This is a genomic window from Methylocapsa palsarum (assembly GCF_900114285.1).
Taxonomy (GTDB): domain Bacteria; phylum Pseudomonadota; class Alphaproteobacteria; order Rhizobiales; family Beijerinckiaceae; genus Methylocapsa; species Methylocapsa palsarum.
Genome location: NZ_FOSN01000013.1, coordinates 35,584 through 47,964 on the forward strand (window position 1 = coordinate 35,584; position 12,381 = coordinate 47,964).

9 protein-coding genes are annotated in these 12,381 nt (G+C 56.5%); 7 read left to right on the forward strand and 2 right to left on the reverse strand.

Annotated elements, in window-relative coordinates; translation table 11 throughout:
* Positions 1 to 548 precede the first annotated feature (548 nt).
* From repA to BM177_RS14035, 7 genes are all read left to right on the forward strand, one after another.
* A complete protein-coding gene (gene repA, locus BM177_RS14005) occupies positions 549 to 1,739 on the forward strand; it encodes a plasmid partitioning protein RepA (RefSeq protein WP_091684687.1) in 1,191 nt (396 codons plus the stop codon).
* Entirely contained in the window at positions 1,736 to 2,755 is a 1,020-nt protein-coding gene (repB, locus tag BM177_RS14010) for a plasmid partitioning protein RepB (protein ID WP_175492614.1), read from the forward strand. The genes repA and repB overlap by 4 nt, the downstream gene beginning before the upstream one ends.
* Positions 2,756 to 2,982: 227 nt before the next feature.
* On the forward strand, positions 2,983 to 3,498 hold the full coding sequence (locus BM177_RS14015) for a helix-turn-helix domain-containing protein (protein WP_175492615.1): 516 nt from the start codon (positions 2,983 to 2,985) through the stop codon (positions 3,496 to 3,498).
* 203 nt (positions 3,499 to 3,701) lie between these two features.
* The gene (gene repC / locus BM177_RS14020) at positions 3,702 to 4,943 is read left to right on the forward strand and encodes a plasmid replication protein RepC (protein WP_091684694.1); all 1,242 of its coding nucleotides are present in this window, start codon (positions 3,702 to 3,704) and stop codon (positions 4,941 to 4,943) included.
* Positions 4,944 to 5,197: 254 nt separating this feature from the next.
* Complete coding sequence (locus tag BM177_RS14025) at positions 5,198 to 6,277, forward strand: hypothetical protein (protein WP_139223636.1); 1,080 nt, start codon at positions 5,198 to 5,200, stop codon at positions 6,275 to 6,277.
* A 61-nt stretch (positions 6,278 to 6,338) separates the two neighbouring features.
* Positions 6,339 to 6,989: a tetratricopeptide repeat protein gene (locus BM177_RS14030; RefSeq protein WP_091684700.1), complete on the forward strand. Its 651-nt coding sequence runs from the start codon at positions 6,339 to 6,341 to the stop codon at positions 6,987 to 6,989.
* A 1,507-nt stretch (positions 6,990 to 8,496) separates the two neighbouring features.
* Positions 8,497 to 8,697, forward strand: a complete 201-nt coding sequence (locus tag BM177_RS14035) for a hypothetical protein (protein ID WP_139223637.1) — start codon at positions 8,497 to 8,499, stop codon at positions 8,695 to 8,697.
* A gap of 260 nt (positions 8,698 to 8,957) precedes the next feature.
* Here BM177_RS14035 and BM177_RS14040 read toward each other — a convergent pair whose 3' ends face one another.
* Positions 8,958 to 10,022, reverse strand: a complete 1,065-nt coding sequence (locus tag BM177_RS14040) for a mechanosensitive ion channel family protein (RefSeq protein WP_091684704.1) — start codon at positions 10,020 to 10,022, stop codon at positions 8,958 to 8,960.
* A gap of 1,155 nt (positions 10,023 to 11,177) precedes the next feature.
* Positions 11,178 to 12,380 (reverse strand): ABC transporter permease, encoded by a 1,203-nt coding sequence (locus tag BM177_RS14045; protein WP_091684706.1) that lies wholly within the window; start codon positions 12,378 to 12,380, stop codon positions 11,178 to 11,180.
* Position 12,381: the final 1 nt, after the last annotated feature.

The following is a 12,381-nucleotide window of genomic DNA, read 5'->3' on the forward strand; positions in this document are numbered from 1 at the left end:
GGGCTGCCCCGCGCGCGATTTCGGCCTCGGGACGCTAGAATGGGCTGCAAGGCATGACCATGCAGTACGAGGCCCGACAAAAGGTCTGTGAGCGCTATTTATTATCACATCGAATGAAAGCGGCTTTGAGTGGGCGCCCGCCGCCGGCAGCTCATTAAAAAGGTTCTCACAGTCGTCGGCTACGCACTCATTAGCAACTAGATCCCATCCAGAGCCGCCGCCAAAAAATTGCGAGCGCTTAAGTGAGGCCACTCGGTCACAAAAGCCATTCGTGCCGGACTTATTATTTAATACCTTTCCTGATCGTTTTGACGCGACGAGAACGCGAACTAGAAGAATCCCGAACATCGAAAGACATAGAAGAACGTGCGAGAGGTTGTGAGCTTACAACCCGGCGAACGGGCATTGAGCGACTCTCCGCCCACTTCCAGGCACGAGCTTAAGCTTTGATTAACTATTTTTCGCTTGCCATGGTGACAGAATCGCTAAAAGCTGACGGTAATCCTTCGCAGCTGACGGAAAAACCGTCAAAGAGGATATTGGGGCGTATGACGACGGCGGCCACACCAACTAAGATCGACGTCTTTACGAACGTTCTGTCCAGGGAATTGCTTTCCTTGCGCGGTCGGCTCTATCCGCCCGCATCGAAGAAGAGCTTCGATCGCCTGTTCACTACGAACGATCTCGTTCGCCTCCTCAAGGTTCCAGAATCGACCCTTCGTACCCTGACCCTCGACGGGAAAGGACCCCAGCCAGCGCGACTCGATAACGGCCGCAGGGTCTATACTTTGGAACAGGTATGGGCACTGCGGGCCTATCTTGCCGAATCGAGGCCAGACGAAGCCCTGGCGATGAAGCCCTGGCGCCGCCCCAACGAGCAGTTGCAGATCATAGCTTGCGGAAATTTCAAGGGCGGATCGAGCAAGACCACGCAGAGTGTCCATCTTGCGCATTATCTCGCGATCCAAGGCTATCGAACCTTGTGCATCGATCTCGATCCGCAAGCCTCCCTGACTAGCCTTTTCGGCCTCCAACCAGAATTCGATGTTGGCCCGAACGAGACCGTCTATTCGGCGATCCGCTATGGAGAGCACAAACCTCTGAAATCGATCATCCGGGAGACATATATGCCCGGCCTCTCGATCGTTCCTGGAAACCTCGAGCTCATGGAGTTCGAACACGACACCGCGCATTCGCTCTCCTCTCGGGAAAGAGACGATCTGGGTCTCTTTTTCATGAGGCTTGAAAGGGTAATCAAATCGGTTGCAGACAACTTCGATATCGTGATCCTCGATACCCCGCCGAATCTTGGCTTCGGGACGCTCGCCGGTCTCTTTGCGGCGACAATTTTCATTATTACCGTTCACCCCGCCATGCTCGACGTGGCCAGCATGAATCAATACTTGATTATGCTCCGGGATCTCACCGACGAACTCGCTAAGAACGGCGCGAGTCTCAAACAGGACTGGATTCGGTTCCTCGTCACCCGACACACTCCGAACGATGCACCGCAGGCCCATATCGTCGGCCTTCTGCGGCATCTCTTTGACGAGCATGTTTTCGTCGCTACGGCGCTCGAGAGTACCTCTGTCGCCGCCGCCGGCCTCGCCAAAAAATCTCTCTACGAGTTGGAGCCCGGCGAAGTGCCACGCGAATCCCTGAAACGGGCGCTCGAGAGTATGGATGCCGTTAACGCCGAAATCCTGGCGCTTGTCCACAAAGCATGGGGCAGATCATGAGCAAGCCGTCAATCCTGAGCAAGCTCAACTCTGGTGTTGAGTCGTCTTCACCACCGATGGCTCATCCATTACGTCAAAGAGTACCTTCGACAGCAATTGCCGGACTGGGGCGCAGCCTCGACGACCTTGCAGCAGACTCAGTCGCGACCATCGACCCGGCGCTCATCGACCCGTCGCCTTTTGGCGATCGGCTCGAATATGACGAAGAGGCGACGAACCTTCTCCTGGCCGCCATAGAGGCCGAGGGGCAGCGGCTTCCTTTGCTGGTCCGGCCTCATCCTAAGATCGAGGGACGATATCAGCTTGCTTATGGACACCGCCGACTGCAGGTCCTTCGAATACTGAATCGTAAAGCCAAGGCCTTCATCCGAAATCTGACGGACGCAGAACTGATCCTCGAACAGGGCGCGGAGAATGGAGGACGTGAAGGGCTGACCTGGATCGAACGCGCTTTGTTCGCCAAAGAAATGGAAGGGCAGGGGCACCCGTCAAAAACAATTTGGACGACCATCGGCGTCGATAAGTCAGGCCTCTCCAAAATGCGAGCGGTGGTCGACACTATCCCTGATCACCTGATTCGATCGATTGGCCGCGCACCGGGGATTGGGCAGCCACGTTGGCAGGAATTGGTAGATGCCCTTGCAATAGATGGCGCCATCAAACGTGCCGCCTCGATCCTTCAAAGCAAGGAAATCTCTTCGCTGACCTCTGATCAAAAGTTCGTTGGACTTTTGCGCGCTCTCTGCGGGCAATCCAGTCTGGCACCGCATAGCGGCAGAAGGGAGATTCGGAGCTCCGAGGGCAGGTCGATCGCTCGACTTTCCTCGACCGCTAAGGGGGATGTTCTAGCGATCGCCAAGGCCGAGTCACGTTTCTCGGCCTGGCTCACGGAGAAGCTGCCGGAAATCTACCGCCAGTTCCTGATCGAAGGTGCCACAAGCACGCTAGATTCGGAAAGACCTGCTACTGGCGCAGCGGATTCGGATGGAACTATGGTTGTAATCTCACAACCTTAGATCCATCCATCATCACTCCAAACGAGGAGATAGCACGCAAAAGGAAAAGGCCCCCGAAACGTCTCCGTCCCGGAAGCCTCTGTAACAGTTCGCAGAGTCACAGAACCACTTCCGCGAATCGCTGTCAATAGTCGGTGCCGTTTCGGCGAGCGTATTTCTTTTGCCTGAATCCTGAAAGGCGAAAGACGATGAACGAAGAATCGACGGCACCTTTTGGGCTGCGGCCGATGACGCTCGCCATGCTGGCGAGCCGGGTGACCACGCGGAAATTCGTAGTAAACCCTGAGTCGCATGGCGTGGATGTTCACAAACGGCGGCTGTTCCTCTCGCTCACAAAAGCCGAGGAACAACCCGGCGTTACCAATCGCGCGCTCACGGTCCTCCATATGCTAGTGAATTGTCGCCAGGAAACCGCGCCGGCGTTGTCCAGCTACGACGCGTCGGCGAGCATCATCGTGTTCGCGTCAAACAAAGAATTGCCCCTTAGGCCTAGCGGCATACCGCTGGCGACCTCGTGCCTCGATATCACTGCGCTTGGCGTAGCCGAGCTCGCGATCCGCAGAAAGTCCGCTAACCGAAACCGGGTAGCCCCCTTGCTTGCTCGCCCCGAGGAGGCCCATCGGCGCACCTCGAACCGCCCCAAAAATGTTTTCAAATTCTTGTTCGCATTCGCGCCATGCGCCCGGATGCTGCGATTCTTAGCCGTCGACGATTCTGCGGCGAGAATGATCTTCGCGGCGTGACCACGTCGCGCGGATGTGTGAACCGCGTATTCGATCAACATATCAGGAGAATTTAGGCAAAGAAAAAGCTCCCGAAGCGTCGCCGATCCGGAAGCTCTATCAAGAAACTCGCAATTTTTAGATAGCGCTCCCCACACTTTCTTGTCAAGGCACAACGCCGTTTCGGCGAACGGTTTTCTTTGCCCAAAAAAAGGGTAAAGACCATGCAAACCGCTCAATCAACGACGCCCTATGGGCGGCGGCCGTATTCGCTCGCCCTTTTGGCGAACCAGATCGCCGCAAAATCCTCATCGTCTCAGACAATCGTCGATAAATGGCGCGTCCTCGACGACATCCGAAAGGCGAACGCCGCTCTCGGCGTTTCCGATCGCACTCTTTCGGTGCTCAACGCGCTTCTCTCGTTTCACCAGGACACAATTCTTAACGGCGGGGAGGCAATCATTGTCTTTCCGTCAAACAAGAATCTCGCACAGCGGGCTAACGGCATGGCGGACAATACGTTGAGACGCCATTTGGCCGCGCTGGTGGAGCTTGGGCTCATCCTCCGGAGGGACAGTCCCAACGGCAAGCGCTATGCCCGAAAAGGGGAGGGGGGTGAAATTGAGGAGGCCTTCGGGTTTGATCTCAGCCCGCTCGTCGCCCGCGCCGCGGAATTCAAAGGCCTGGCGGCAGAGGCAAGGGCAAGGGAGCAGCTCCTTCGTTCTCTCCGGGATCGCATCACCATCTCCCGCCGCGACATCGACAAGATGATAGCTACAGGCCTCTACGAGGAGGTCGGCGCCGATTGGAACGCATTCTCTAAAAGCTTCGCTGGTCTCAATGGGCGGATACCGCGGAAGGCGCCTGCGGAAGTCCTTGGGCCTTTGGCGGGCGCGCTCGAACACGTGGCGGATCAGATCCGCGCCATCCTGGAAGATCATCTCCAAACCACTAAAATAAGCGCCAATGGCGCCCATGATGAGCGGCACATACAGAATTCAAAACCGAACTCAATTTCTGAATCTGAAATGAGTCTTCCAGAAAAGAAAGAGGCGGGGATCGAGCCAAATGTGGCTCCAAAGACGCCTTTGGAACTTGAGGCGACGCAACAACCCCCAAAACGGAGCTTCCCGCTTCCTATGGTCCTTGAAGCTTGCCCGGACATTGCCGAACATGCGCCAAATGGAATTCGTTCCTGGCGGGAATTGATGACGGCGGCCACGCTGGTGCGGCCATGGCTCGGAATCAGTCCAAGCGCGTGGGAGGAGGCCAACGCAGTCCTTGGCCCCGAAGACGCTGCTGTCATCGTCGCCGCAATCCTGCAACGATCGAGTTCAATCAACAGCCCAGGCGGCTATCTGCGCAATCTGACAGAGAAGGCGAGGGCAGGGGCCTTTTCACTCGGGCCTGTGCTCATGGCTTTGATCAATGCGAAAATGCGCGCGTCCACCCAAAAACGCGCCTGATTTGAGTTCGCGTCAATGTCTCATTCGATTTCTAAAACGAGATCTCGTTTTCCGGCATTCGCGTGGGTCCTGCGCCATGAACCCAGACGCATTTTCGGTCTTTTTGTTCGCCGATCGAATCCGTCGGCTTATGCTCGGCGCCCTGTCGCGGCGAAAGGTGATGGGGACGCAAAATGGCTGACGATGCGCCTGAAAAAGAAATCCATCCCTCTGCGGACCTCCGGCGGACCAGACGGCTGCAGGCGGCCTATGCGATGGCCCGCTCTCTCCGCGATAGCAGCAGCTTTAGTTGGGAATGGTCCTTGGATGAGGATATGGGCCACGCCCGGGCGGTGGAGATCGAAGCTTTGCTTGGGCTGCTCAAAGAGGGCGACCTCCCTGGGGAAAGAGCAAATTCGAAGGGCGGCGAAGACGCCGAGAGCGTCCGGACGCTTTTGCTTTCGTCTGTTCGTGCGGGATCAGATTATCTCCGATTTTCCGTGGCCCTCGACATGTTTGAACGCGTGCTCATGGCGCAGCTTATTTCGCTCGGAGCTTCGCCGAAAGGCGCCGCCGAGGAACGTCCTTCCCCACGGCAAACTGCATTGGCGACGATGAGCACGCTTAATTCAGCACAAGCTGAAGTGTTTACGGCTTTCAAAGACAAGTTTTACGGATCGCCGGCCTTCAAAATCATGTGCGCCGGTCTGTTCGCGGCGGCGTTGCTGGCGGCCGGGGGGCTCTACATCGCCGCGAAAGTGGGCCAGTACGAGCAAATGGCGGCCGAAGCCGGCGACCGATCCGCACAGCAGGCGGCAGCCTTGAGGGAGGACGTCTCCAAGCAGCTCGAATCCCTCTATCCTGCGATGCCGCAAGACAGTAAGCGGTTGAGCGAAATCAAGAGCCAAATCGACGCGCAGGAAGCCGAGTTAAACAAAGAGATTATCCCACGAATGAAGCAGCTGCGAGACGATTTGGGCGCCGCGCAGCCTTCGTTATGTGACCGGCCGCCGCTCGCGGAGGGCCCGGATGCGGTTCGCGGGCAGCTTCTTTGTCTTAAGGCCCGAATTGCCGACATCGAAGAAAATAAGAGGTCTAAACCGATCGGCGGCGAGTCTGAAGATGATCTGTCGCCCAAACAATGGCTCCAAATTCAGAAGGCGTTGGCCGACAGACAGTTTTACCACGGAAAGATCGACGGCAAACCAGGCGGACCGAAGCGACGCTTTGGGCAGATGACCGGAACCCGTCGGTCAATCTTCAAATGGCAGAGCGCGATCTCAGAAATGCAAACGGGAACACTGACGCCAGAGCAGATCCAGCGGCTGCTCGCCTCCGATCCTCTGATGCGCTGAACACAGCTTGAACGTCCGCGTTTCGCTGCTCGGCGCCCTTTTTGGACGACGGAGGGGAACGATGCTGGGCTTGATTTCTGTTTCGCGCCGGGCTCTGTTCCTTTTGAAGAAACGGCGCGAACACGGATCGAACATGCGCTCAAGGGAAGCTCGGCATCAAATCGCTCCCGAATTGACGCCGCAAATCCTCGCTACTCTTTCCGACGTTTTTCGAGAAAACATCTCAGGGCAGGGCAGTGAAAACGCCGATGCGAATTCGACACGGAAGCTCGCTGAAAAGGGTCACGCAGGGGCGCAAACTCATCTCGGGCACATGTATTATTTTGGCCATGGCGTGCCGAAAAACTATGCGGAGGCGCGGAAGTGGTGTCTCAAGGCGGCCTCTTTCGATGTCGCCGAGGCGCAGTCGAAGCTTGGCCGGATCTATGCCAATGGCTACGGCGTCCGCCAGGACTTCAGCAAGGCTGCGGCCTGGTTCGAGAAAGCCGCCGATCAGGGCAGTCGGGCGGACCAGTGCGCACTTGGAATCTTATACGCTTATGGCGCCGGCGTGGCGAAGGACGACGCTCGGGCCGCGGCATGGTTTGAACGGGCTGCGCGCCAAGGCGATGTCTACGCTCAATACGCCCTCGGCGTCCTCCAAGACTATGGCGCCGGCGCTTCCCCAGGACTATGCCAAGGCGGCTCAATGGGTTCGGAAAAGTGCGGGTAGAGGACATGCCGGCGCGTGTGCCTATCTGTGCATCGTATAGGCTCATGGCGCTGGCGTGCCGCAGGACTAGGCGGAAGCCGCGGCCTGGTACGGCCGGCTGACGGATCCCGCCGCCGCAAAATTCGCTCTCGACGCCATCATGTCGCACGAGGTCGGCGAAAGGGCTTGCTGCGCCATCGGCGGAGCCTTTCTCATGGCGCGGGGAGGGGCATTCCCGGATTCTCGCTTTCGCAGTTGTGCTCATCCTATTGAGCCCGTGAAAATCCGTAGCTCAACCGACGAATGCCGAACGCACTTCTCAGTGCGCCGCCATCGATGTCAATTGTCCCATTTTCGCCTTGTACCAATCCTAATCGGTAAAGCGTAGAGGTTCACGTCTTTGATTCGTTGTGCAAGTAATGCCGCCGATGCTGTAGTCCTCCCGCTGGAAGCGATTCTTAGGATTGTCTGTCATTAAAGAAATCGAGCGCCCGGTCGCTTATCGCGGTTGTCAGATGGCACGTAACGATGAGATTCTGGCTATATTCACGAAATGGGGCACTTATTTGCGAGACAAAATCCCATAATAATCCTCACAATGGCAGCTATTTTGAGACAGCGTTGGTTGTATTTGTGGTGTAATATCAATGCAGAATGGCACATTGCCTGACCGGATGGCAGGAATTAGCAGAGTCAAATGTGGGAAAGACAGAATCTCAGCTTAATTGCCATAGAACATGCAATATTCTGACGATTAGATGATACGTCTCACATTAAGTGCTTTTCTAAACTATTGAACATCTTGGAAAATGCGTGTGAGGCTGTCTCAGTATTAACTGCCATCTGACAGTCGCAATTTGATCTTTGCTGAATTTCTGGAAATCTTCCACGTTATTGGCCATCAACGCTTCCTTTGTCGAGTAGAGATAACCCGCGCCGATCGGGACGGTTTTTTTGACTTATAGTGCAGCGCACAACAGGTCAAGTTTATTGTGCGACGCAATGTCACTGCTCCTTCGCAAAAAAAGTAAAGACTAAGCTTATAGGCTTCGAATTTTAAGTTGATCATGAGCGTGCGGTTCCCTGCTGAGAGGGCAGGTTCGAATTGGAGTTCACTGCCAGAGCGGTCACGATGCTCTTCGCAAGGCCGCCTCCTGGTTCGCAGCATAGGCAAACTGCCATTCGCAAAAGGCCCGAGGTTGATCCGGTCTCCAGATGATTGCAATTGTAGATATCCGATATCATAGATATCGGTTATTCCGTCGTTGTTGGCTGTGCTAGGCTTATCGTCAAGGATTGACCAAACGACGGATTGCGCGGGTACAAATTGTAGCTTCTGGCTTCGTAGGGCTCGCGGGCGTCGTGTTCATCGCCGCGTCTGCGGCGATGAATTGGATGTTTATGCGCGGGCAGGGCAAGACGGCGTTCGAAGGGGAGATCCTCGGCCTGGTTTCGATCCCAAAGCGGACAGAAGTGAAAAGCTAAAGAAGAGGGCGAACAGGTTAAAGCCAAGCCCGACCCGCAGCCATTGGCGATGAGCCCAGGCGGCGCCCATCAAAACCGGCAAAAGCGCCTTGACGACATCGACGGCGGCTTCGTCGCGAGCAATTGCGGCGCGGTTGCGGGAAGCCGGGCGACGATGGCCATGCGATTTGAGTTGGCGCTTCCGGCGCTCGGCGAGACCGAGGCGCGGTTGGCGACGTTGGGGAGCACCCGGCCGGAAAGCTAAATCGCAGCGGAGATTGCTGGCTTGAAGCAGGATCGCCGATGGCGCGCCGCTCACGGTTGCGCCATGGCCACTGCATCCGCCAGCCGAGCCTTCTGCGCGCAATTGTTCGCCCGCGAGGCCGAACTCGCCAAGGCCCGAGCTGCAGGCGAGCTGCGGACGCGACTTGACGTTCTGCGAGCGGAGTTGACGCGCTCCCAGGCTGTTGGGGCAGCCACCGCGAACAGATCGATATGAGGGTGGCCAAGTATGATGAGGCTCAATTACAATATTACGTTCATCGGACGCGCCGGCCCGCTTTCCTTCGGCGGTTGAAGCGCTGCACCATCTGTTGCGCCTGTAGGGACAGTGAGATTATGCTGCGGAATCATCCGGATATCCATAGCCTCTGCGCCAATGCCGATATCGAGACGCTGGAAGGTTTCCGCTATGCGAGCGACCATCTCCGATTTTGCGGCAGGTGCTAGCGCAAAGCTGTCGATCGCGAAAGCCAATTCGTAGTCTACGAGGGAGTCCGAGAATGTGCGGGCGTAGGCCTGCGCTATGGTGCCGCGGGCGACGTCGGGGCTACCGGTTGCCGCCATTTTCAACGCTTCGATTACTCGCGAAGGAGGTACTGTTAGATCGACGCTGAGACGAATGATGCAGCGATGAGGACCTTTTGGACGGCTGTGGTTCGTCACGATAGCTTTTGAAACGACGCTGTTCGGAATCACGACCATGTCATGTGACCATGTCCTGAGCCGGGTAGCTCTCCAATTGACCTGCATTACTTGGCCAGAGACCTGATCGGACATGGTAATCCAGTCACCGGCTTCAAATGGACGTTCAATGTTGATCGCGAGGCCGGCAAGTACGTCGCCAAGGGTGTTCTGTAACGCGAGACCAAGTACAATTGCCAAGACGCCGGAAGTCGCCAGGAAGGTTGAGACCGGTTGTTTAAATACGGTGCCGACAATGCCGACGAAGGCAAAGACATAGATTAGCCCCGATGCGAGATCCGCGAATAGGCGTCGCGCGTGAGGCTCGTCATTATCTGGAAACAAAGTTCGGAGAAGCACCAGGTCCAGCAGGCTTTTTAACAGCCACGCCCCCAAAATCCACCAGACGATCCCGAACAATTCGCGTGGCAGTCGCAAACCATCCCCGGTCGCGCCAAAGAGAAATTGTCCGAGAGGGTTATCTGTTCGCGGAAATAAGGCGGTTATCAGGAGTAACACGCCACTCCCGCCGATAAGCGGGTGGTAGGATCTAAGGCACGGCAACGTACGAAGCAGCAGAAGTGTTGTTGCCGCCGAAAGCAGGCAGATCTCTGTCCAACCGAACATCTTGCTTTAGAATCCTTTGGCGAGTTCCAGTGTCGTTCTCGGCTTCGTGCGCGTTAAATGATCTAATCCAGAGCGCTGCTCAGGATACAAGAACGGTGGCGCGGTCCAATCAGCTGGCACGGAGACCGTTCAAAACAATCTCGCGTTTTTGAGATACGTTGCGGCGCGTGGGGCGATACCGCCTCGGACGCCTCGCGTGGGATATGGATGCCGTCCTGGTGCGTCGGAATGGGTGGCGGGTCAATCATGTAACGCGAGATAAACGGCGCCGGTCAAAGCAAAAGCCGAGCCTTCGCTTTGCAGCAGACGTCCTCCCTCTACGGTCGTGATCGCCCCGAACCCAAATAATACACTGCCAAAGGGCGTGGCCAGAACTCAGATGACGTACGGCTAGCGCCGACGGGATCAAGCGTTGTGCCCGAAACGAGCGCGAAGGCGGCGTAGTATAATAGTACATGCCGGGGAGCGCGGCGACGCAAAGTGTTGTGATAGCGAACACAACGGTGAGTTCAGGAATCATCACCTTAGGCGCCGAACGAAGCGCATACTAAAGGAAGTAGATGAATAGACACAGAACCGCACCTTACGATGAATGCGGTTCTCGGTTGTGCTCGACTTGCCGCGGACATTGTCGGCACAGTGATCACGGTCACGCCCAAATCTGCCGGCACACCGAGACTCTTGCTTGCGCCTTTGTGCAGCTATCGTACAGACCGTCCCTGAAGGATATCATAATGCAATCTCCTTCCCGGCTTTGATCGAGCTAAATCTAGCGCTGGGGCTACGATCTGCTATCATTGCATTCCCCGGCACACTGACCTCATCCATGCAGCAACGGAAGCCTCGGAAACTACTCATTGCGGTCTCTCAGTTCATTGGAAACGGGAATGATGGCCAATCGGGCGATGCCCCATCTGAACCGGATTTAGCGGATTTTATAGCCGCGCCGATCCGAGATACCGGCTGTGGAGCCTGAATGGTCTCTCGCCCGGCTTTTCCGCGACATGTCTGACGGCCCCGTCATCTCAGTCTAATTCCGCGGATCGACTGATCTCAGAAAGCATCGCCTGTCACCACGAAACCACGGCGCGACGGCTAAATTCGCCTCCTGTCTGATCAGGTTTTTGCAGATAAGCATCCACCTGCCGGGGCGACTCAAGCGCCGAAGATGACCTGGCGGAAGCGATGCAATGCGAAGGCGAAATAGCCTGCTCCAATGACGGCCATCGCGACGAGTTGTGGCCAAACGATGGAAAGGTCTGCGCCGCGATAAAGAACGCCCTGAGCGAAAGCGACGTAATGCGGCGTCGGACTGATAATCTGCATCGCATATCGCAGCCACACTGGCATGCTTTCCATGGGCGTCGTGCTTCCCGAAAGAAGCTGCATGACCAAGAGCACAGGGATAGCGAGCAATCCGAACTGCCCCATGGAGGTCGCGATCGTGCCGAGAAGAATGCCGAGCGCGGCGACCGTGAAAACATAAATGCTTGAGCCGGAGAGGAAAAGCAGGATCGATCCGGCGATCGGCACGTGTAGCCACCACTCCACTACAAGCAGCAGCGAAAGTCCGGCGGCTGTCAGAATGACGAGGCCATTGGCCAGGATTTTCGCCAGCATGATCTCGGCCGGGACCACCGGCATGACGAGAAGGTGCTCGACCGTGCCCTGCTCGCGCTCGCGGATCAGCGCCGCGCCGGTAAGAATCACCGTCAGAATTGTGACGTTGTTGATGACCTGCATCACGGAGGTGAACCAGCTCGACTTAGTGTTTGGGTTGAATTTTTCGCGGATTTCCACGTTCACAGGGATATCGGAGGTTCCACCGCGGCCGGTTCTGAATGCGGACACCTCATTGGCGATTATGGTCTGGAGATAGATCGCGCCATTGCCGGCCTGGGTTATAGCCGTCGCGTCGACGTTCACCTGAACCGTTGGCTGCCGGCCGGCAAGAACATCGGCCTCGAACTTCGGCGGTATCTCGATGACGAAGACGAGGCGTCCAGCATCCATCTCCGCGTCGATCGCCGGAGCGGCGATTTCAACCGCTGGTTTGAAAAGCGGCGGAGTGAGGCCATCCGCGATGCGGCGGGAGAGATCGGAGTGGTCTTCATCGACGAACCCGACCGCAAGATTCGTCGCTTCGGTCGAGGCGCCGGTCGCGACGGTGTAAACGGCGATGCTGAAAGCATAAAGCACAAGAATCAGCATCACCGGGTCGGACCTGATGCTCCGCAACTCCTTGACCGTCAACCGATATATATTGGAGAGATGCCAGCTCAGGCTGCTGCTTTTTGTTTTCGAATTATACAGAGTCTTACGTTTTTGCGAAGTCGCCTGCTGGTCGGGGGAGGACATC